Raw genomic sequence first — 22,909 nt, 5'->3', positions numbered from 1 at the left:
AGGCTGTTATGGATTTTAATTTAAACGAAGAACAACAAATGTTTGCCGACACGGCAAAACAATTTGCAGAAGCTGAGCTTGCGCCTTTTGCCGCGAAATGGGATGCCGAGCACCATTTTCCAAAAGATGTTATTCAAAAAGCAGGTGAATTAGGCTTTTGTGCCTTATACACGCCAGAAGAGGCAGGCGGTCTAGGGCTATCGCGTCTCGACAGTTCAATTATCTTTGAGTATTTATCAATGGGCTGCACGGCAACAACAGCGATGTTAACTATTCATAATATGGCGACATGGATGATTGCATCATGGGCAACAGAAGATGTTAAAGCACAGTGGTGTCCAAGCTTGGTAACCGGTGAAAAACTTGCGTCTTATTGCTTAACAGAACCTGGCAGTGGTTCGGATGCTGCTTCACTGCGCACGTCTGCAAAACGAGATGGTGATGATTACATCATTAACGGTTCAAAGATGTTTATCTCTGGCGCAGGTGAAACAGACGTATTGGTTGTTATGGTGCGCACCGGTGAAGCTGGGCCAAAAGGTATTTCTGCCGTGGTTATTCCAGCTGACGCAGAAGGCGTGATTTATGGTAAATCTGAAGAGAAAATGGGGTGGAACGCCCAACCAACAAAGCTAATCACTTTTGATAACGTACGTATTCCAGTTGCAAACCTGTTGGGTGAAGAAGGTCAAGGCTTTACCTTTGCAATGAAAGGTTTAGATGGCGGGCGTATTAATATCGCAACTTGTTCTATCGGCACTGCGCAACAGGCACTAGATACGGCGAAAGCCTACATGCAAGAACGTGAGCAATTCGGTAAGCAAATTGCGGCCTTTCAAGGACTACAATTTAAACTGGCGGATATGGCCACAGAATTAGTAGCCGCGCGCCAAATGGTGAGGCTAGCAGCATTTAAACTTGATACTAATGACCCAGAGAAAACAGCTTACTGCGCCATGGCTAAGCGATTTGCTACGGACGTTGGCTTTAAAGTGTGTGACGATGCCCTTCAATTGCATGGTGGCTACGGGTATATCAAAGAATATCCGCTAGAACGTCATTTCAGAGATGTACGTGTGCATCAGATTCTTGAAGGGACAAACGAAATTATGCGCGTCATTATTGGCCGCCGTCTGTTGGCCGAAGGTGCTGGCGATATTTTGTAAGGATAACGTATGAGCGATTCATTGATTCTAGAAAAACAAGGCAATACCGCGGTCATTACCTTTAATAATCCGCCAGCCCATACATGGACACATGAAAGCTTGTCTATGCTTGCAGAAATGGTTGAAGGCCTAAATCAAGACAAAGATATCTATGCGCTAGTAGTAACGGGTAGCGGAGAAAAATTCTTTTCTGCCGGCGCCGACCTAAATGTGTTTGCCGACGGCGACAAACAAGTAGCAGCGGATATGGCAGAGATTTTTGGCAAGGCCTTTGAAACCTTGTCAGATTTTCGCGGCGTTTCTATCGCCGCTATCAATGGCTATGCCATGGGTGGCGGACTAGAGGTCGCACTAGCTTGTGATATTCGTATTGCCGAGGCACATGCTGTAATGGCGTTGCCAGAAGCTACGGTAGGGCTACTACCTTGTGCAGGTGGAACGCAGAACCTACAAATCTTAGTGGGTGAAGGTTGGACGAAACGTATGATCCTTTGTGGTGAGCGCATCGATGCGCAACAAGCACTGAGTATTGGCTTAGTTGAAGAGGTGGTAGAAGCCAAAACCTCTTTAACCGCAGCATTGGCACTTGCTAGCAAAGTGGCAAATCAAAGCCCGGTAGCGGTCGCTGCGTGTAAATCACTTATTCAACAACACAGACACCAGCCTATTCGAAGTGCTTTACCTAGCGAAAGAGCTGCATTTGTTGATTTGTTTGACAGCCAAGATCAAAAAGAAGGCGTTGCCGCGTTTTTAGAAAAAAGAAAAGCAGTGTGGAAAAACGCTTAGGAGAGTAGCATGTCAGAGAGTGTCCTTTTTGAAGAACTTATGACAAACAACGGTAAAAAAATCGCCGTTGCAACCTTAAATGCACCGAAAGCGTTGAACGCGCTAAACCTGGATATGATTCGCCTATTGTCGCCAGCTTTTGAACAATGGCAATCTGATGATTCGATAGCGTTGGTTGTTCTCCAGGGGAGTGGTGACCGAGCTTTTTGTGCTGGCGGAGACGTGGTTAGTTTGTATAAAGCCATGGTGTCACCGGAGCAGACACCTGATTTTAATCCTGCCAGCTATTTTGCTGAAGAATACCAATTAGATTTTAACATTCACCAGTTTGCTAAGCCTGTTTTAGTTTGGGGCAGCGGTATCGTTATGGGCGGTGGACTTGGCTTGTTAGCTGGTGCGAGCCATCGAGTGGTCACCAATACTTCTCGTATTGCTATGCCGGAAGTGACGATAGGCCTCTTTCCTGACGTTGGCGGTAGCTATTTCCTCAACAAAATGCCTGGTAAAAGTGGTTTGTTTTTAGGTTTAACGGGTGCTTCTGTTAACAGCAGTGATGCCATTTATACCAAGCTAGCAAACTACTTTATGCTAGATGAGCAAAAAGAAGCGCTGTTCGATGCGCTTATAAACAATAATTGGCAAACGACTGCAACCGAGAACCATGTGCTACTTTCAACAGTACTTGATAGTTTCTATGCAGAGGCAAAGTCAGAGATGCCTGCAGCACAAGTTGAGGCGCATCAAGTGTATATTGACGACGTATGCCAAGGCGATGATGTTGTTTCGGTTTACGAGAAAATAGTGTCGCTAGACATTGATAGCAAGTGGTTCAACAAAGCTCAAGCAGGGCTTAAACATGGCAGTAAATTAAGCGCTGCTATTGTGTTTAATCAGTTGGCTAACGGCAAAGATATGTCACTGGCAGATTGCTTTAAAATGGAGCTCAACTTGGGCGCGCGAAGCGCTGAGTTTGGTGAGTTTCAAGAGGGTGTTAGAGCGCTATTAATTGATAAAGACAACCAACCAAATTGGGCGTTTAAGCAAATAACAGATGTCGATGTAAAAACCATTGAATGGTTTTTTGAGGATGCATGGCAGTCATCAGTGCACCCTTTGGCTAGTTTAGGTGGAGAATAAAATGGCAAATGTAGCATTTATTGGACTAGGTAATATGGGTGGCCCGATGGCCGTAAATTTAGTCAAAGCAGGTCATAGCGTCTCAGTTTTTGACCTAAGCGAACAAGCTATACAAGTGGTTGTTAGCGAAGGCGCCAACAAAGCTAACAGTGCGCAAGAAAGTGTTAAAGATGCGGATTTTATCGTGTCTATGTTGCCTGCAGGTAAGCACGTTAAGGCGTTGTACTTGGGGCAAGATGGTTTGTCTGAATATATAAAAACAGGCGCACTAGTTATAGATTCATCGACTATCGACGCTAGCAGTGCGAAAGAGGTGGCACAAGGGCTATCAGAAAAAGGCATCGATTTTATTGATGCGCCAGTTTCCGGTGGTGTTGCTGGCGCTGCAGCTGGCACGCTAAGTTTTATGGTAGGTGGCAGTTCAGATAGCTTTGAACGAGCAAAAACCGTACTTAATGTTATGGGGAAAAACCTTTTTCATGCAGGAGAGCATGGAGCAGGCCAGATAGCTAAAGTATGTAATAACATGCTGTTGTCTGTACTCATGGTGGGTACTAGCGAAGCGTTAAATTTAGGTATTGCTCATGGGTTAGATCCTGCTGTGTTATCTGAAATTATGAGTAAAAGCTCAGGCAGCAACTGGACATTAGATGTTTACAACCCGTGCCCTGATGTGATGGAAAATGTACCTTCATCGAATGATTATCAAGGTGGCTTTATGGTCGACTTAATGGCAAAAGACCTAGGCCTTGCAATGGAAGCAGCGTTAGAAAGCCATTCGTCAACACCAATGGGAGCGCTTGCAAGAAGTCTTTACGCTGTGCACGCAAAAGACAACGGCAACAAAGATTTTTCAAGTATTTTTACGTTATTTAATAAGGACTAGTCATGCAGTTACAAGATAAAGTTATCGTTATTACCGGCGGTGGCCAAGGTTTAGGTCGTGCTATGGCCGTTAATTTGGCTAAACATGGTGCAAAACTAGCCCTCATCGATGTAAATCAAGATATGTTGGAAGAAACTATCACCTTGATTGAAGCGCAAGGCTCGAGTGCTAGAAGCTATGTTGCAAATGTAACGCAAGAAGCTGAAGTTGAAGCAACGTTTAATGCGATTAACAAGGATTTTAATGGCTTTGACGGCTTGATCAACAACGCAGGAATTTTGCGTGATGGCATGTTTGTAAAAGCGAAAGACGGTCAAGTCGTGAAAAAAATGTCGCTTGATCAGTTTCAATCTGTGATTGACGTTAACTTAACTGGCGTATTTTTATGTGGTCGAGAAGCAGCGGTCCATATGATTGAAAATAATCGCAAAGGCGTCATTATTAATATGTCTTCTATCGCACGTGGCGGCAATATGGGACAAACTAACTACTCTGCGTCAAAAGCGGGCGTAGTGGCAATGACGACAACTTGGGCTAGAGAACTAGGGCGATTTGGTATTCGTGTTGGCGCAATTGCACCAGGTGTCATTCGTACAGCGATGACAGATGCGATGAAACCAGAAATGAGAGAGCGTTTAGAGAAAATGAAACCTGTAGGACGTTTAGGGGAAGCAGAAGAGATTGCCCATACCGTACAGTATATTTTCGAAAACGAATTCTTTACTGGCCGAGTGGTTGAAATAGACGGTGGATTGTCAATGTAATACACTGACATCAATGTGAAGATTAAAAGGTGAGGTTTTCTCACCTTTTTTGTACCTAGAGATAAATAAGTGAACAAAGCACTGTTTTTAGACAGAGATGGTATCGTAAATATCGACAAAGGATATGTGCATAACATTGCAGATATTGAATTTGTTGAAGGTATCTTTGCTTTGTGCAAAAAAGCCTATCAGCAGGGCTATAAAATTATCATGGTGACGAATCAATCAGGTATTGGGCGTGGTTACTACAGCGAAGATGATTTTACCGCGTTGACTGAATGGATTCATGCTGCCTTTGCTCAAAAAGGAATCGAGGTGAGCGCTACTTATTTTTGTCCTCATCATCCCACAAAAGGTAAAGGCAAGTATCTAACCAGTTGCGAATGTCGCAAACCAGCGCCTGGCATGCTTATACAGGCCAAAGAGCAAAACAATATCGACTTCCTCCAGTCAATCTATATTGGTGATAAAGATAGTGATATGGAAGCTGCTCAAAAAGTCGGTATTGAAAAACGTTATCTGCTGCGAACAAATTATCCCTTAGCCAACCCTTTTCAAGATACTATTGTGGAATCTTTACACGATATCCCACTATAAAGCACAAGTTGCCCCCTGTTTTGTTCATTAAACAAGCAAATAAACCAAAACTTTAAAAAAGGGGTTGCATTGACCCAAAAAATCCCTAAAATGCGCATCCACTTCTCGGGGACAAGCCAAGAAGGTTTTGTATAGGAAATACTTATTAGGCCGAGTCAGGATGACGAAAGGTCGGTTTTGATAAGTTTAGTAAGCAAATATGGTTATTAAGCAGTTAACAAAACCTCACAAAATAAATTAAAGTTTTTTTGTGAAAAAGGTTGACATCAAAACAGGGACGCGTAAAATGCGCATCCGCTCTCAACGGTAGAGCACACGCTGAACACGAGTGTGATGTTTAGCGAGATTCGCAAGAATCGTTCTTTAACAAATAGTTATCAAGCAATTTGTGTGGGCACTCACGTTAATGTTGGTTTTACCAAATAATTAACTCAGTGAGTGACACAAAGTCTAAATCAATAATTTTATTGATTAGGCGCTTTTGTCAGTTTTTTGCTTCTGCTTTTTTTAAAAGCGGAGACGATTAATATTCATTGAGCATCGTATCGATTTATCGATACACAAACGATTTTAATTGAAGAGTTTGATCATGGCTCAGATTGAACGCTGGCGGCAGGCTTAACACATGCAAGTCGAGCGGAAACGAAGAGGTGCTTGCACCTCTGGCGTCGAGCGGCGGACGGGTGAGTAATGCTTGGGAATATGCCATAAGGTGGGGGACAACAGTTGGAAACGACTGCTAATACCGCATAATGTCTACGGACCAAAGGAGGGGCTCTTCGGACCTTTCGCCTTTTGATTAGCCCAAGTGAGATTAGCTAGTTGGTGGGGTAATGGCCTACCAAGGCGACGATCTCTAGCTGGTTTGAGAGGATGATCAGCCACACTGGGACTGAGACACGGCCCAGACTCCTACGGGAGGCAGCAGTGGGGAATATTGCACAATGGGGGAAACCCTGATGCAGCCATGCCGCGTGTGTGAAGAAGGCCTTCGGGTTGTAAAGCACTTTCAGTTGTGAGGAAAGGTTAGTAGTTAATACCTGCTAGCTGTGACGTTAGCAACAGAAGAAGCACCGGCTAACTCCGTGCCAGCAGCCGCGGTAATACGGAGGGTGCGAGCGTTAATCGGAATTACTGGGCGTAAAGCGTGCGTAGGCGGTTACATAAGTCAGATGTGAAAGCCCGGGGCTCAACCTCGGAACTGCATTTGAAACTGTGTGACTAGAGTATTGTAGAGGGTGGTGGAATTTCCAGTGTAGCGGTGAAATGCGTAGAGATTGGAAGGAACATCAGTGGCGAAGGCGGCCACCTGGACAAATACTGACGCTGAGGCACGAAAGCGTGGGGAGCAAACAGGATTAGATACCCTGGTAGTCCACGCCGTAAACGATGTCAACTAGTTGTCTGTGCACTTGATGCGTGGGTGACGTAGCTAACGCGCTAAGTTGACCGCCTGGGGAGTACGGCCGCAAGGTTAAAACTCAAATGAATTGACGGGGGCCCGCACAAGCGGTGGAGCATGTGGTTTAATTCGATGCAACGCGAAGAACCTTACCATCCCTTGACATCCAGAGAATTTTCTAGAGATAGATTAGTGCCTTCGGGAACTCTGAGACAGGTGCTGCATGGCTGTCGTCAGCTCGTGTTGTGAAATGTTGGGTTAAGTCCCGCAACGAGCGCAACCCTTATCCTTATTTGCCAGCGAGTAATGTCGGGAACTTTAAGGAGACTGCCGGTGATAAACCGGAGGAAGGTGGGGACGACGTCAAGTCATCATGGCCCTTACGGGATGGGCTACACACGTGCTACAATGGCGTATACAGAGGGCAGCGAGACCGCGAGGTGGAGCGAATCCCAGAAAGTACGTCGTAGTCCGGATTGGAGTCTGCAACTCGACTCCATGAAGTCGGAATCGCTAGTAATCGCGAATCAGAATGTCGCGGTGAATACGTTCCCGGGCCTTGTACACACCGCCCGTCACACCATGGGAGTGGGTTGCAAAAGAAGTGGCTAGTTTAACCTTCGGGAGGACGGTCACCACTTTGTGATTCATGACTGGGGTGAAGTCGTAACAAGGTAACCCTAGGGGAACCTGGGGTTGGATCACCTCCTTATCTTGAAAGGTGAAACAACATTATCGGTCGATAATATAACATCCGTGTTAAATCGACACAGGTACATCCATGTACCAAGAGTGTTCACACAAATTGCTTTGATAACGAATGTAAGAGAAGAAATGAAACTGCAGAAGGTCTGTAGCTCAGCTGGTTAGAGCGCACCCCTGATAAGGGTGAGGTCGGCAGTTCAAGTCTGCCCAGACCTACCAATTTAGGCGCCTATCGTCATTTTTTCATGACTCGTTTAGCTAAAGTAAACGTCGCCATAAAAGAACTAACGATATTCATCCTAAATGATTGGATAGAACATGCATACTCAATAGAGCGCACCCCGTCGCGAAGCTATAAAAAGCGGTGAGGTCGGCCTGTTTTTGTTCAAGTCTGCTCAGACCTGCCATAGAAATATGGGGCTATAGCTCAGCTGGGAGAGCGCCTGCCTTGCACGCAGGAGGTCAGCAGTTCGATCCTGCTTAGCTCCACCAATTTCACATACTCTCTTACGCTAGAAATTAAATCTAAATGGCCAGTTCAACAAACTGAGCGACTATTTAGATTTAGTTTCTTTAAGGAACATGCTCTTTAACAATTTGGAAAGCTGATATTAATACCCGGTGTTTATAGTGTCGCGCTATAAATACCAACTTGATACATAATCTTCCTTGTTATGTATCACGATAAGTTTAACGACTTATCAGATAACGTTTTAATTTATTAAGACGTTCTCAAAATTCTTACTCAAGAAGCTCATTATGAGCGCAATCAGTCCACATACACATCCGTGTTGTTTTAGGTTTTTAGCCGTAAAGCGTTAATGATTTTTTCGTTATCGCCTTATCGCTGACAGCTTACAGCAAATAATCGGTAGATTATTTAGGGTTGTATGGTTAAGTGACTAAGCGTATATGGTGGATGCCTTGGCAGTTAGAGGCGATGAAAGACGTGTTAATCTGCGATAAGCTCAGTTGAGGTGATAAAAACCGTTATAGACTGAGATTTCTGAATGGGGAAACCCACCCGTCATCAGGCGGGTATCTTTATCTGAATTCATAGGATAAAGAGGCGAACCGGGAGAACTGAAACATCTAAGTACCCCGAGGAAAAGAAATCAACCGAGATTTCCTTAGTAGCGGCGAGCGAACGGGAATTAGCCCTTAAGCGGGTGTGCGTTAGTGGAATGTTCTGGAAAGGACAACGATACAGGGTGATAGTCCCGTACACGAAAACAAGCACTTTGTGAAAACGAGTAGGTCGGCACACGTGAAATGTTGACTGAATATGGGGGGACCATCCTCCAAGGCTAAATACTCCTAACTGACCGATAGTGAACCAGTACCGTGAGGGAAAGGCGAAAAGAACCCCTGTGAGGGGAGTGAAATAGAACCTGAAACCGTATACGTACAAGCAGTGGAAGCCCTTCGGGGTGACTGCGTACCTTTTGTATAATGGGTCAGCGACTTATGTTTTGTAGCAAGGTTAACCGATTAGGGGAGCCGTAGCGAAAGCGAGTGTTAACTGCGCGTTTAGTTGCAAGGCATAGACCCGAAACCCGGCGATCTACCCATGGGCAGGTTGAAGGTTGGGTAACACCAACTGGAGGACCGAACACACGTATGTTGAAAAATGCGGTGATGACCTGTGGGTCGGAGTGAAAGGCTAATCAAGCCGGGAGATAGCTGGTTCTCCCCGAAATCTATTTAGGTAGAGCCTCGGACGAACACCATCGGGGGTAGAGCACTGTTAAGGCTAGGGGGTCATCCCGACTTACCAACCCTTTGCAAACTCCGAATACCGATGAGTGCTATCCGGGAGACACACTATGGGTGCTAACGTCCATAGTGAAGAGGGAAACAACCCAGACCGCCAGCTAAGGTCCCAAAGTACTAGTTAAGTGGGAAACGATGTGGGAAGGCCTAGACAGCTAGGAGGTTGGCTTAGAAGCAGCCACCCTTTAAAGAAAGCGTAATAGCTCACTAGTCGAGTCGGCCTGCGCGGAAGATGTAACGGGGCTAAACTAGTCACCGAAGCTGCGGATTTATCCTTTTGGATAAGTGGTAGGGGAGCGTTCTGTAAGCCGTTGAAGGTGTGTGGTAACGCATGCTGGAGGTATCAGAAGTGCGAATGCTGACATGAGTAACGATAAAGGGGGTGAAAAACCCCCTCGCCGAAAGACCAAGGTTTCCTGTCCCATGTTAATCAGGGCAGGGTAAGTCGGCCCCTAAGGTGAGACCGAAAGGTGTAATCGATGGGAAACAGATTAATATTTCTGTACTTCTATATATTGCGAAGGAGGGACGGAGAAGGCTAGGCAGGCATGGCGTTGGTTGTCCATGTGAAAGATTGTAGGCTGGTGACTTAGGTAAATCCGGGTCGCCTTAAGGCTGAGAGTCGAGACGATGTTCTACGGAACAGAAGCTGTTGATGCCCTGCTTCCAGGAAAAGCTTCTAAGCATCAGATATATAGGAACCGTACCCCAAACCGACACAGGTGGTTAGGTAGAGAATACTAAGGCGCTTGAGAGAACTCGGGTGAAGGAACTAGGCAAAATAGTACCGTAACTTCGGGAGAAGGTACGCCGGCTAGGGTGATGGGACTTGCTCCCTAAGCTTTGGTCGGTCGAAGTAACCAGGTGGCTGGAACTGTTTATTAAAAACACAGCACTGTGCAAAATCGAAAGATGACGTATACGGTGTGACGCCTGCCCGGTGCCGGAAGGTTAATTGATTGGGTTAGCTTTGCGAAGCTCATGATCGAAGCCCCGGTAAACGGCGGCCGTAACTATAACGGTCCTAAGGTAGCGAAATTCCTTGTCGGGTAAGTTCCGACCTGCACGAATGGCGTAATCATGGCCACACTGTCTCCACCCGAGACTCAGTGAAATTGAAATTGCGGTTAAGATGCCGTATACCCGCGGCTAGACGGAAAGACCCCGTGAACCTTTACTATAGCTTGACAGTGAACATTGCTCCTACATGTGTAGGATAGGTGGGAGGCTTTGAAGCGCAGACGCCAGTTTGTGTGGAGCCAACCTTGAAATACCACCCTTGTATGCGTGATGTTCTAACCTAGGGCCCTTATCGGGCTTGGGGACACTGTCTGGTGGGTAGTTTGACTGGGGCGGTCTCCTCCCAAAGCGTAACGGAGGAGCACGAAGGTTGGCTAAGTATGGTCGGACATCATACGGTTAGTGCAATGGCATAAGCCAGCTTAACTGCGAGACAGACACGTCGAGCAGGTGCGAAAGCAGGTCATAGTGATCCGGTGGTTCTGTATGGAAGGGCCATCGCTCAACGGATAAAAGGTACTCCGGGGATAACAGGCTGATACCGCCCAAGAGTTCATATCGACGGCGGTGTTTGGCACCTCGATGTCGGCTCATCACATCCTGGGGCTGAAGTCGGTCCCAAGGGTATGGCTGTTCGCCATTTAAAGTGGTACGCGAGCTGGGTTTAGAACGTCGTGAGACAGTTCGGTCCCTATCTGCCGTGGGCGTTTGAGAATTGAAGAGGGCTGCTCCTAGTACGAGAGGACCGGAGTGGACGAACCTCTGGTGTTCGGGTTGTCATGCCAATGGCATTGCCCGGTAGCTACGTTCGGAACTGATAACCGCTGAAAGCATCTAAGCGGGAAACAGGCTTTGAGATGAGTTCTCACTGGACCTTTAAGGTCCCTAAAGGGTCGTTGGAGACTACGACGTTGATAGGCGGGATGTGGAAGCACTGTGAGGTGTTGAGCTAACCCGTACTAATTGCCCGTGAGGCTTAACCATACAACACCTAAATGATTTAGGCCACGTACCATGTTCCAGACAGGTACCTGATGACCTACATCCATGTAGGCCTCGTATGTAACGATTGATTGAATCGATAAGAATTGAGTATTAATAGACGCTTTCCAAGTTAACAAGTTTTTGCTTAGCGACAATAGCACTGTAGAACCACCTGATCCCATGCCGAACTCAGAAGTGAAATGCAGCAGCGCCGATGGTAGTGTGGGAGGTCCCATGTGAGAGTAGGACATCGCTAAGCTTTTATTCCTAAGAAAAGCCTGACTTATGTCAGGCTTTTTTTTTGGAATAATTTTAGGATGTCTACTCAGCACATGGGACAGTGTCCTCATGTGACAAATTTGTCCGGAACAAATTTGAACGCACAACGTGCGGCCCTTTAGGGTGGAGTACAGGGAAGTACGGAATACAGTAGGACATCGCGTTATCTCTCGGTCGCTACAATACTTCCATGTATCCTCGCGACATTAGTGAATCCTTTCACGTCAGTAGGGCTTTTCAGGTTTTCGTAAAGATAAACAATTTTATGTTTACCCTAGCACCTAAACTTGCTCCTGCAGTTTAGGTATACCGACCATCCATGGTCATATAAGCGGGTTAGCCTCTGGCTTACCCTGGTCCTGAGCTAAGCTTTTATTCCTAAGAAAAGCCTGACTTATGTCAGGCTTTTTTTTTGGAATAATTTTAGGATGTCTACTCAGTACATGGGACAGTGTCCTCATGTGACAAATTTGTCCGGAACAAATTTGAACGCACAACGTGCGGCCCTTTAGGGTGGAGTACAAGGAAGTACGGAATACTAAAATATCGGGAATATTTTAGAACGCACTACGTGCGGCCCTTTAGGGTGGAGTACAAGGAAGTACGGAATACAGTAGGACATCGCGTTATCTCTCGGTCGCTAAAATACTTCCATGTATCCTCGCGACATTAGTGAATCCGTTCACGTCAGTAGGGCTTTTCAGGTTTTCGTAAAGATAAACAATTTTATGTTTACCCTAGCACCTAAACTTGCTCCTGCAGTTTAGGTATACCGACCATCCATGGTCATATAAGCGGGTTAGCCTCTGGCTGACCCTGGGCCTGAGCTAAGCTTTTATTCCTAAGAAAAGCCTGACTTACGTCAGGCTTTTTTTTTGGAATAAAAAAAGGAGCGAGTACGCTAACGCTGACGTATATGGAAGTACTAATACTGCGAAAGTATGGATACCAAACAGCAGTGAGAGGGACACGCAGCATAGCTGCTTGGAACAAGGAACGTGGAGTCTTTTTACACACAGCACGCAGCTCGAAGCACGTAGCTCTATACACCCAGCTAATAAAAGATATTCCTTGCTCTTAAACACTTGTTTGAATAAGCTTTAACGAACAATTTTAAAGAGGTTGTCTCTGTGATTAATTTTTTTCGCCGTATTTATCATTTTGGTCTAAAGCTGTTCTTAAAACTTTATCCTTATCCAAAGCCAATGCTGTATACCGATCAGCAAGGGTTAGAACAGTGGCTAGAATCACTTAATGAAAAAGGTGAGAAGAAGTTACTGTTAGTGACAGACGCAACGCTAGTGTCGTTAGGGTTGGTGTCACCTGTTGCAGAAGCAATTAAAGCGAAAGGTATAGAAGTTGAAATCTTTGACGATGTTCAGCCAAATCCGACGATCGCGAATGTTGAAGCTGGTTTAGATCTTTATTTATCGCAACAATGCCAGGCAATACTTGCTATAGGTGGTGGTTCAGTGATGGATTGTGCCAAGCTCATTGGTGCACGTGTTGTTAAACCAAACAAGTCGGTGGCAGCGTTAAAAGGCTTGTTTAAGATATTCAAGCAACTGCCACCTTTGTATGCAATACCTACAACAGCAGGAACAGGCTCTGAAACGACTATTGTTGCTGTTATTTCAGATCCAGAAAAGCAAGTTAAATATGCGGTTGTCGACCCTGTGTTAGCGCCTACTGCAGCAATACTTTTACCGGAAATCACCAAAGGTTTACCACCCTTCATAACGGCGACAACTGGGATGGATGCCTTGACTCATGCAATAGAGTCTTACATTGGTATTAACAATACGCCATTTACGACCCAGCGTTCTTTATCAGCGTGTAAGTTAATTTTTGATAACCTTGTCAATGCTCACGACAATGGCGAAGATTTAGAGGCTAGGTTAGCCATGTTACAGGGTTCATTTTATGCGGGTGAAGCATTTACCCGTGCTAGTGTTGGCTATGTGCATGCTATTGCCCATCAATTAGGGGCGATATATAACACGCCTCATGGCTTAGCTAACGCTGTAATTATGCCGAAAGTATTGCGCTGGTATGGTGAGGCGGCGCATCAGAAGTTGGCTGATATTTCAGATTTTTGTGGTTTAGTCCCTACAGATCAGCCAATGTCGAAAAAAGCACTCGCGGTTATCGAAAAAATAGAGTCTTTTAATGCGCACATGAGCATTCCTACTACGCTAGAGGAAGTGCAACGCGCTGACATTGACAAAATTGTGTTGGCAGCGCTAACAGAAGCACACCCCGATTATCCTGTGCCAAGGTTTATGGACAAGCAAGACTGCCAGGGCGTCGTTGAAGCATTAATAGCCTAAATACTGTCTATGATAGGCAGTATTTCGCCTTTCGTGGTTAAGCGTTTGATTTCCTCAAACAGTGTTTGCGCTTCGGGGTATTGGATTTTAAGGTAGCGCAGCCACTGTTTTAATCTACTAGAGAAATAATAGCTTTTGTCGCCTTGTTGCTCCAATACTGCGTAATGTTTAAATAAACTTGCCATCTCTGGCCATGGAAGCTCACTCGCATTGTTTTTAATAACATCGGCTAGATTAGGCATGGCCAATATGCCGCGACCTAACATTAGCTTGTTGGTGTTTGATTCTAATTGGCACTGCTCGGCGTCCGCTTTGTTCCATATCTCACCGTTAGCAATAACAGGGATATCTAATCTCTCAACCGCTTGAGATACATAATGCCAATAGGCAGGTGGCTTGTAGCCTTGTTTTTTGGTTCTCGCATGAACCGTTAGTAGATCGGCACCGCTTTGCTTAACGGCATCGATGATGTCCAAATAATTTGACTCATCTTCAAAACCTAGCCGAATTTTTGCGGACACAGTTTCGTTGCCAGCCGCTTTTTTTACATGACTAATGATTTGATACATGGTTTCAGGCTCTTGCAACAGTACCGCGCCGCCTTTACTTTTATTAACGGTTTTAGCAGGGCAACCAAAGTTCAAATCGATACCATGGGAACCTAACTCCAATGCGCGCAGAGCATTGTTGGCTAACGCTTCTGGGTGCTGCCCAAGCAGTTGAACGCGCACAGGGGTGCCATTGGTTGTGTATCCGTTGTTGTGGAGTTCAGGGCACAGTCGATAGAAAGCGTGCTTAGGTTCTACCTTTTTTACAACGCGAACGAATTCGGTGACACAAAGCGTGATTGGGTTAAGATTTGTAAGTAATTCCCGCATTAAGTAATCCATCACTCCTTCCATTGGAGCAATGTAAAGTTCAGTGGTTTGTGACATCTTGATAGTGGTTAATTCGTAAAACTCGTGTTAGGCTAAACTTGTATTAACAAGATATTAATAAAAATAAATTGTTAAAACGATGAAATAATTCTTCTGACCTGGTGGTCTATGTGAAAAGATTTATTACTAAAACATGTCAATAGACAAATTAAGAAGGAAAGTATGATGAATTTACTGAAAAAATCCACTGTTTCTGCGTTAGTTGCTTTATTTGGTTTAGCAATGTTTGCTGCAGCTCCTGCCAAAGCTGAAGTAAATCCTTTCGATATCAGCGCTGTAGACACTCAGGTTGCTCATGGGCATGCGGGTGATAAATGCGGCGAAGGCAAATGCGGCGAAGGTAAAAAAGACGCAAAATGCGGTGAAGGCAAATGCGGCGAAGGTAAAAAAGCGGCAAAATGCGGTGAAGGCAAATGCGGCGAAGGTAAAAAATCTGCAAAATGCGGCGAAGGCAAATGTGGCGAAGGTAAAAAAGCTGCAAAATGTGGTGAAGGCAAATGCGGTGAAGGTAAGAAAAAAGCTAGCAAGTGTGGCGAAGGCAAATGTGGTGAATAAGCCATCTTCTTAACTTCTAAAAAACCCTCTTTTTAGAGGGTTTTTTATACACTTTTTTTACGATTTGGCTAATAAATGAGCGGTTGTTTGATCTAGATCAAGTTTTTCTGTTCAATTAAACATCAGTAAGCTAGAATGCGCGCCGAGTTTAATCTGTTGCGTAGGAAAGTTTACAAGATGTCACACGATAAAGATTTCAAAGACGCGTCTTCAAAGCGTCATTTAGCTGGTGCAATTATCGCTTTAGTAGTAGCGCCACTTTTACCAATGTTAATGGGTTGGTATACTTTTTTAAGTTAATTTTCAAAAAAGGGCCTAGTGAAAACTAAGCCCTTTTTTATCTCTATTCTCTTCTGTTTTAAATACAAATACCCCTATAAAATTTCGCTAAATTGCTTTATGCTTGAGAGATAATTTTCGATATTTAATGTTAAATGAACTCTCAAAGTTTAGACCTCATAAAAAACGCAATTCATACCATTCCTGATTACCCTAAACCAGGCATTATGTTTCGAGATGTCACTGGAATATTAGATGATGCTCAAGCACTTACCGCAACAATAGATAGCTTGGTAGAAAAATATAAAGACCAAGGCTTTACAAAAATTGTAGGCACGGAAGCACGTGGCTTTTTATTTGGTGCACCCCTAGCGTTAGCGCTAGGTATTGGTTTTGTTCCAGTACGTAAGCCTGGAAAATTACCTCGTGATACTTATGCGCAAGACTATCAATTGGAATATGGTACTGATACCTTAGAAATTCACCAAGATGCATTAAATGAAAGTGACAAAGTCTTGATCATTGATGACTTGTTAGCGACAGGCGGCACGATAGATGCAACCGCTAAACTAATTCGTCGCGTTGGTGCACAAGCAACAGATGCTGCTTTTGTTATTTCTTTGCCTGATTTAGGTGGTGAAGCGTTATTAAAAGAACAAGGTATTAAGGTACACACACTAGTATCGTTTGAAGGCGAGTAATATGTCTTATCAAGTTTTAGCTAGAAAATGGCGACCTAAACAGTTTTCAGAACTTGTTGGTCAAGAGCATGTTGTCAATGTATTAGCCAATGCTTTGCAGCAGCAACGCTTACATCATGCTTATTTGTTTACTGGTACTCGTGGTGTCGGTAAAACCACTATAGCTAGAATTTTTGCCAAAAGTTTAAATTGTGAGCAAGGCGTATCAGCGACTCCTTGCGGCACATGTGGCACCTGTCTTGATATCGATCAAGGCCGTTTTGTAGATTTGCTAGAAATTGATGCGGCATCTCGCACAAAAGTCGATGATACGCGTGAAATATTAGATAACGTGCAATATGCGCCAACGAAAGGGCGCTACAAAGTATACTTAATTGATGAAGTTCATATGCTGTCGCGTTCAAGCTTTAACGCTTTACTAAAAACGTTAGAAGAGCCACCAGAGCATGTGAAGTTTATCCTCGCGACTACCGACCCTCAAAAGTTACCTGTGACTGTATTATCCCGCTGTTTGCAGTTCCATTTGAAAGCCTTAACGGTTGCTCAGATTGAACATAAGCTAACCGATATACTGACGCAAGAATCCGTCTCCGTCGAACAAGGCTGTTTGTCGCTATTAGCGAAAGCCGCTCGCGGTAGTATGCGGGATAGCTTAAGCCTAACAGACCAAGCCATTGCGCAGGGGCAAGGTAATATTTTGCTAGCCAATGTGCAGCAAATGCTTGGCGGGGTTGATCAGCAATGGGTATATAAACTCATGATCGCTATCGCAAAGCATGACAGCCAAGAGTTGATGAATGTATCGCATGAAATTGCAAGCTACGCGCCAAGTTACAATAAACTGGTTGCAGAGCTTTTGCAGTTAATACATGTTATCGCTATGAAGCAAGTGGTGGCGATTCCACTGGATGTTGCGCCGCAGCAAACACAACTTATCGACAAGTTTAGTCAGGCGATATCGGCCAATGATTTGCAGCTTTATTACCAAATCGTACTCAATACCAGAAAAGAGCTACCGTACGCCTATGACGAGCAATCTGCTTTTGAGATGATGTTATTGCGTATATTGTCGTTTGAACCAGTGACCCAGGTCTCGCAGCAAGTCGCCGTCGCTCAGCCAGCGCAGGCAGTTGACTTTGACAACGTGGAACTAGAAACATCACAAGTTAATACTGACAGCGCATTACAGCGTCCTGTAGCGACCCCAATTAACCAATCAAGTGTTGATGCGTCGGAAAAGGTTGCACCTTCTGAAGCGGATTTAGCCAGTGAGATGCTTGCTATCGAGCAACAAGCGCAAACACAAATGCAATCAGCAGATACAGGTGGACATCAAGAAGGTGTTCAAACCAACGAGACACCCGTTGACGTGATAGAAAATGCGCAGCAACAAATCGAAGAAGGTTTGATGCCTGTAGATCAAACCATTAACAACGTCATTCACCCGCCTAAACAAGAAGATGCACCTGAAACAACGCAGGCAGAATCGCAAGACGACACGCCTAGCGAAAACATGTCGCCGACAAAAGCGATATTAGCCGGTCGTAATATGCTGCGAAGCAAGAAGAAAGCACTGGAGCAGAAAAACGGAAAAAAGCCCCGTGAGACGCAAAAAGCTGCGTCTGAAGAGAAAGTAAGCTTTACTCCTAGAGACAATGTACCTGACTTAGAAACGGTCCCTGAAAAGCCGTTTTCAGCGCAAGATATTGACCCAGCAAATGTCAAACAAGCTAACCAAGTCGATAAATGGGCAAATATGATCGATGCTATGGGACTTGGCGGGCGTTTGCGACAATTAGCGATTCACGCAGTTATTGATGAATCTTCAACCGATGACGTGTTAAAATTAAAACTAGATGAAGTGACAAAACATTTAGTTAGCGACGCGGCACATGAGCAGCTGGAACAAGCGATATCTGAATTTTTGTCAAGACAGATATCTGTTGAAGTTGAACTCGTGACTGAAACGGTCGATGACCCTTATCAGATCCAACAACAAATTAACGACAAACGCTATGACTTTGCAAAAGCGCAGTTAGCGCAAGACGAAGTAGTACAGCAGTTTGTTGAACACTATCAAGCAACCATTGACGATACATCAATTGTTGCAAAGTAAACCTTGAAATTTAGTGCGGTAACCCCTATGTTTGCCGCATACGTTATTCGGAGAACAGATATGTTTAAAGGTGGAATGGGCAACTTAATGAAACAAGCCCAACAAATGCAAGCGAAAATGGAACAAGCGCAAAAAGAAATCGCGAATATGGAAGTGATTGGTGAAGCGGGCGCTGGCATGGTTAAAGTAACGATGACGGGTAACCACAATATTCGCCGTGTTGAAATTGACGAAAGTTTGATGGAAGACGACAAAGACATGATCGAAGATCTTGTTGCTGCTGCGTTTAACGATGCTGTGCGTCGTGTAGAAGAAGCAAACAAAGAGAAAATGGCCGGTGTTACTGGCGGTATGCAAATGCCACCGGGGATGAAAATGCCATTCTAAGCTAGTTTCAGTTAGCAAAAAAAATAGCGCCTAATGGCGCTATTTTTGTTTTTGAGTGTTGAACTAGGTTAGTCCAATACCGCAATCAACCAGTCTTTGTCTTGATCGAAGTATAAGGTTTTTACTTTGCCTTTCCCTTCAATATTAACCATGTTGATCTGCGTCGGCCAAAGGTCTCTTAACGCGCCATTGTATAGCTTAATACGCGTCATATCCTCAGGAAGCTTGGCTTCCTGATATACCCAAAAGAACTTGCCTTCAACTTCATAGCCTACTTGGCTCAACTCAATTTTGCTGTCCTCTGCAGACTTAACTAAAAACTGTTTAGAGACATAGTCAGCAAACTGCTGCTGTGTTTGTTCTGAATTAAGAATATCAGCTTTCTTATCAAACAATGATTGCACTGCATGCTCGGTGTCATGCAAGTAAAAACGGTGCATAACTTCCAATTGACCAGAGCGCTTGTTGAACAAAACCGTTGTTTCTGCTGCTTTTTGCTGATGAGCAAACGCAAGGCTTGTCATCAGCAAACATAATCCAGCAAAAAAGGTATAGAAAAACCTAGTGGACATTAGTTATCCTTTTTCTCTTCTTTTTCATCATCGCCAGTTTTAAGTTCTGTCTTGATATCTTGCATGATATCGCGATTCACTTTGCCTGAACGTGGTTTTGACTTGTATGCCTCAACACGCGAAGGAATAATGCGACGAGGGTAGTAGTTGTTCTCTACATCTGTATCAGCTGTTTCCCAACCTGGATCAACCGCAACACTTGCGATTTCTTTTTCCTTGTCAGTCACAATTAGCTTGCGCACGTGTTTAGGTGTACGACGCCAGATTTCAGCAGGAATGTATTGGCTTTCTGTTGATCCGTCTGTGTAAGTTAGTTCAAGTAAGATTGGCATTACTAGGCCACCAATATTAGAAAACTCAAGCACATAGTAGTTTTTGTCTTCCGCTACAGCGCGTTCAAGCGTTTTTCTTTCCCAAGGCTTTAAGCCTTTTAAGAATTTGTGATAAGCATTACGTTCTTTGTTTGTAACCGTAAAGCGGTCGTTTTCATCATAGAAGTCAGTAACATCTTCGTTTCTGTCAATCCATAATGTTTTACCTTCTGCTTTGTTGCGTTCAACAAATAACGAAGATGGCTTGTCGTTTTCGATATCACGTAGTCTAGCGAAATCGATATCTGGGTTATGCGTATCAAGACGTAGCTTGTACACCTTGTCTAACGAGATATCTACGTGATCCGTAGAGTAGAACCAACCACGCCAGAACCAGTCTAGATCAACACCTGATGCTTCTTCCATGGTACGGAAAAAGTCTGATGGTGTAGGGCGTTTAAATGCCCAACGTACTGAGAATTCTTTAAAAGCAAAGTCAAACAGTTCACGGCCAAGAATAACTTCACGCAGAATGTTTAATGCTGCCGCTGGCTTAGTGTAAGCGTTAGGACCTAAACGTAATACGCTGTCTGATTGTGTCATGATTGGCACTTGGTTTTCAGACTTCATGTAGCCAACAATATCGCGAGGCTCAACACCCCAAGGAATGTTTGGATCCCACTCACGACCAGCAACACCGTCTAAAAAGCTGTTTAAGCCTTCGTCCATCCACGTCCATTGACGTTCGTCAGAGTTGACAATCATTGGGAAGTAAATATGACCAATCTCGTGAATAACAACACCAATTAGGAAACGCTTCTCTGCTTGAGAATAGGTGCGCGTACCATCTTTTTGCAATTGTGTACGAGGACCATTAAAGGTAATCATTGGGTATTCCATACCGCCTACAGGGCCGTTAACTGACTGAGCTGTTGGATATGGGTAGTCAAAAGAAAAGCGTGAGTATACTTCCATGGTGTGGATAACAGATTCAGTAGAATATTTCTTCCACAAGTCGCCACCTTCTTTAGGGAAGAACGACATTGCCATTACAAATGGCATATCTTTACCACCTTGCTGGTAGCCTTTAGCATCCCACATAAACTTACGAGAAGACGCCCAAGCAAAGTCACGTACATTTTCCGCTTCAAACTTCCACGTTTTACGTTTGTTTGTACCCGCTTTTTCGTTTTCTAATGCTTCTTCTTCAGTAACAACAAAGACTGGACGCTTCGCTGTTTTAGCTTGTTCTAAACGCTTGCGTTGCGTACTTGTTAATACACTACGAGGGTTAGTTAATACACCTGTTGCACTAACAATATGGTCAGCAGGTACATCGATTTCTACCGAGTAGTCACCAAATTCCAAAGTGAATTCGCCGCGACCCAAAAACTCTTTGTTTGTCCATGCTTCATAATCTGTGTAAGCGTGTAAACGAGGGAACCATTGCGCGAGTAGGAAAATGTCGTTACCACCTTCACGCGCATCGTCGGCGAAATGCTCATAACCAGAGCGCGCTGATACCGCATCTTCTTCAACAATGTTGAACGCGAAATCAATGGTAAACTCTACTGAACCACCTGATTTTAGTGGTTTTGGTAAGTCGATACGCATTTGCGTACCTACAATGGTAAAGCTTAGGTCTTTGCCTCGGCTATCTTTAATCGCGCTAATTTCATAGCCAAGTTCATTATCAGCCATGAAATGTTGGCGACGCAATTCGCCTAAACTTAGCTTGGCAGCAGATTCACCGTCGCCCGCTTGTGTAAATGGACCACGACGACCAATACCGCCAAAATTATTGGCCATATTAGCAATTGAATCGTCTTTAAAAATGTTTTGGTCTAATTGCACCCATAAGTATTTAAGCTGATAAGGTGAATTGTTTTTATAGGTAATATCTTCAGTGGCAGTGATACGACGTTTTTCTTCGTCTAACGACACTTTAATATCGTAGTCTACCTTCTGTTGCCAGTATTGTTCGCCTGGCTCACCTGCAGCATTACGGTATACGTTAGGTGTAGGTAATACTTCATCTAACTGTCGAAACTTGTCTTCGAAATCGCCTTTAGTTTGTTTTATTGCTGAGGCATTAACCGCTGCTGCAAACGTCAAAGGAGCAACAAAAGCCATCAACATGATTTGTTTTATTTTCATGATAATCCTTAAGAGGGTGTCTATCCGCAGTTTTTCATCTGCTTCAATAGACCAATTGGGTATTCTATCAATTGGGCTGTTATACTATAACAATTCGTCAAATGGGTAAATCAATTGAACGTGTAAAACCCGCGATTTATCTACACTTTTTGTATCCTTTGTGTATTTTTCCTAATCGCTTTGCTAGAGGAGCGAGGAACAAGGGGAAAGGAGCAAAGGACGAGGAACAAGAAACGCGGTTTTCTTTTAATCGCAGCACGAAGCACGTAGCTCGAAACATTGAATGTATGTTCTTAGCTACTCAGTCCTTAGATTCAACAACTTTGGCAGCATGTATCCCTATTTTAAATGCCTACCACCATCTAATCCATGGTTACTGCCGGTAATATAGGTGCTGTTAAGTAAGTAATTGACAGCATCTACGCCTGCCTGTTCTCCAGGAGTAATTTGCAGTAACGACTTTTTCAGCGCTTTTGCTTTGTAAGCATCATCGTCATTTTCGTTGAACATCAGTAGTGCAGGCGCAATAGAGTTTACTTTCACTTGAGGTGCAAGCGCTTGTGCAAAAGACAGCGTTAAGTTGTGCAATGCGGCTTTACTTGCAGCGTAGGCTATATGCTTTTTACTGCCTTTGCTAACAACATAATCTGTTAGGTGGATGATATCTGCGGCTTTCGCCGTTGCATCGTAATGTTTGAGCAGTAAATGTTGCAGCTTCAAATTGAGAAGATAGGGCAGCTTGGCATGAATTTGCATCATATAATCAAACACATCACTTGCATCGTTTTTGTCACTTTCTGGCATCCAGTCGGAGGCATTATGAATAATCGCTCTCAAACTAGGGTATGTGTTTGCTATGGTGTCAGCGAAAGTGTCTATTGCTTGTGTGGTTGAAAAATCTGTTTGAATACAATGCGCACCAGCGGCTTCCAACTGCACGATTGTAGGGCGTTTTGTTCTGTAGCTAGCAACGACCTGGTAATCCTGTTCAATCAAACTTGTGGCAAGCGCCAGTCCTAGTCGCTGACTCACACCTGTAATAAGTATCGTGCCCTTGTCCATTA

General features: G+C 44.3%; 16 protein-coding genes, 2 tRNA genes and 3 rRNA genes. 17 read left to right on the top strand and 4 right to left on the bottom strand.

Annotation, left to right across the window (positions count from 1 at the left end):
* The first annotated feature begins 8 nt into the window (after positions 1-8).
* The 12 genes from QUD85_RS09120 (at position 9) to QUD85_RS09065 (ending at position 13,829) form a co-directional block, all read left to right on the top strand.
* Positions 9-1,166 (top strand): acyl-CoA dehydrogenase family protein, encoded by a 1,158-nt coding sequence (locus QUD85_RS09120; protein ID WP_093332285.1) that lies wholly within the window; start codon positions 9-11, stop codon positions 1,164-1,166.
* Between the two features lie 9 nt (positions 1,167-1,175).
* Complete coding sequence (locus QUD85_RS09115; protein ID WP_093332282.1) at positions 1,176-1,952, top strand: enoyl-CoA hydratase; 777 nt, start codon at positions 1,176-1,178, stop codon at positions 1,950-1,952.
* 9 nt (positions 1,953-1,961) lie between these two features.
* Positions 1,962-3,089: an enoyl-CoA hydratase/isomerase family protein gene (locus QUD85_RS09110; RefSeq protein WP_093332280.1), complete on the top strand. Its 1,128-nt coding sequence runs from the start codon at positions 1,962-1,964 to the stop codon at positions 3,087-3,089.
* A gap of 1 nt (position 3,090) precedes the next feature.
* Positions 3,091-3,975 (top strand): 3-hydroxyisobutyrate dehydrogenase, encoded by an 885-nt coding sequence (gene mmsB / locus QUD85_RS09105; protein WP_093332277.1) that lies wholly within the window; start codon positions 3,091-3,093, stop codon positions 3,973-3,975.
* 2 nt (positions 3,976-3,977) lie between these two features.
* Complete coding sequence (locus tag QUD85_RS09100; RefSeq protein WP_093332275.1) at positions 3,978-4,739, top strand: SDR family oxidoreductase; 762 nt, start codon at positions 3,978-3,980, stop codon at positions 4,737-4,739.
* 69 nt (positions 4,740-4,808) lie between these two features.
* Positions 4,809-5,336, top strand: a complete 528-nt coding sequence (gmhB, locus tag QUD85_RS09095) for a D-glycero-beta-D-manno-heptose 1,7-bisphosphate 7-phosphatase (protein WP_093332272.1) — start codon at positions 4,809-4,811, stop codon at positions 5,334-5,336.
* Positions 5,337-5,907: 571 nt separating this feature from the next.
* Positions 5,908-7,450: ribosomal RNA gene (locus tag QUD85_RS09090) — 16S ribosomal RNA — on the top strand.
* Between the two features lie 135 nt (positions 7,451-7,585).
* Positions 7,586-7,662: transfer RNA gene (locus QUD85_RS09085), tRNA-Ile, on the top strand.
* Between the two features lie 197 nt (positions 7,663-7,859).
* Positions 7,860-7,935: transfer RNA gene (locus tag QUD85_RS09080), tRNA-Ala, on the top strand.
* 400 nt (positions 7,936-8,335) lie between these two features.
* Positions 8,336-11,220: ribosomal RNA gene (locus tag QUD85_RS09075) — 23S ribosomal RNA — on the top strand.
* A 144-nt stretch (positions 11,221-11,364) separates the two neighbouring features.
* Positions 11,365-11,479 (top strand): 5S ribosomal RNA (rrf, locus tag QUD85_RS09070).
* Together the 16S, 23S and 5S rRNA genes with 2 tRNA genes alongside form the textbook arrangement of a ribosomal RNA operon.
* Positions 11,480-12,629: 1,150 nt before the next feature.
* Positions 12,630-13,829: an iron-containing alcohol dehydrogenase gene (locus QUD85_RS09065; RefSeq protein WP_245732143.1), complete on the top strand. Its 1,200-nt coding sequence runs from the start codon at positions 12,630-12,632 to the stop codon at positions 13,827-13,829.
* Here QUD85_RS09065 and QUD85_RS09060 read toward each other — a convergent pair.
* Positions 13,826-14,764, bottom strand: coding sequence for a tRNA-dihydrouridine synthase (locus QUD85_RS09060; RefSeq protein ID WP_177168929.1), 939 nt, complete (start codon positions 14,762-14,764; stop codon positions 13,826-13,828). The two genes, QUD85_RS09065 and QUD85_RS09060, sit on opposite strands and share 4 nt — an antisense overlap.
* A 165-nt stretch (positions 14,765-14,929) precedes the next feature.
* Here QUD85_RS09060 and QUD85_RS09055 point away from each other — a divergent pair, with 165 nt between their 5' ends.
* From QUD85_RS09055 to QUD85_RS09035, 5 genes are all read left to right on the top strand, one after another.
* Complete coding sequence (locus QUD85_RS09055) at positions 14,930-15,322, top strand: HvfA family oxazolone/thioamide-modified RiPP metallophore (RefSeq protein ID WP_407705060.1); 393 nt, start codon at positions 14,930-14,932, stop codon at positions 15,320-15,322.
* Between the two features lie 177 nt (positions 15,323-15,499).
* On the top strand, positions 15,500-15,622 hold the full coding sequence (locus tag QUD85_RS09050; protein WP_281241774.1) for a hypothetical protein: 123 nt from the start codon (positions 15,500-15,502) through the stop codon (positions 15,620-15,622).
* 134 nt (positions 15,623-15,756) lie between these two features.
* Complete coding sequence (apt, locus tag QUD85_RS09045; protein ID WP_093331601.1) at positions 15,757-16,302, top strand: adenine phosphoribosyltransferase; 546 nt, start codon at positions 15,757-15,759, stop codon at positions 16,300-16,302.
* A gap of 1 nt (position 16,303) precedes the next feature.
* A complete protein-coding gene (dnaX, locus tag QUD85_RS09040; protein ID WP_093331604.1) occupies positions 16,304-18,418 on the top strand; it encodes a DNA polymerase III subunit gamma/tau in 2,115 nt (704 codons plus the stop codon).
* A 60-nt stretch (positions 18,419-18,478) separates the two neighbouring features.
* A complete protein-coding gene (locus tag QUD85_RS09035; protein WP_093331606.1) occupies positions 18,479-18,805 on the top strand; it encodes a YbaB/EbfC family nucleoid-associated protein in 327 nt (108 codons plus the stop codon).
* Positions 18,806-18,873: 68 nt separating this feature from the next.
* On the opposite strand, the gene QUD85_RS09030 is transcribed toward QUD85_RS09035, so the two are convergent.
* The 3 genes from QUD85_RS09030 to folM form a co-directional block, all read right to left on the bottom strand.
* Positions 18,874-19,377 carry a DUF6702 family protein gene (locus QUD85_RS09030; protein WP_093331609.1) on the bottom strand — a complete coding sequence of 168 codons (504 nt, stop codon included), beginning with the start codon at positions 19,375-19,377 and terminating at the stop codon, positions 18,874-18,876.
* On the bottom strand, positions 19,377-21,845 hold the full coding sequence (locus QUD85_RS09025; protein ID WP_093331611.1) for a M1 family metallopeptidase: 2,469 nt from the start codon (positions 21,843-21,845) through the stop codon (positions 19,377-19,379). The genes QUD85_RS09030 and QUD85_RS09025 overlap by 1 nt, the downstream gene beginning before the upstream one ends.
* A gap of 339 nt (positions 21,846-22,184) precedes the next feature.
* Complete coding sequence (gene folM / locus QUD85_RS09020) at positions 22,185-22,907, bottom strand: dihydromonapterin reductase (RefSeq protein WP_093331614.1); 723 nt, start codon at positions 22,905-22,907, stop codon at positions 22,185-22,187.
* Positions 22,908-22,909 lie beyond the last annotated feature (2 nt).

Source organism: Thalassotalea agarivorans, from assembly GCF_030295955.1.
In the GTDB taxonomy this organism is placed as follows: Bacteria; Pseudomonadota; Gammaproteobacteria; order Enterobacterales; family Alteromonadaceae; genus Thalassotalea_D; species Thalassotalea_D agarivorans.
The sequence above is the reverse complement of the archived record's forward strand: the minus strand, read 5'-3'. Positions and strand labels throughout refer to the sequence as shown.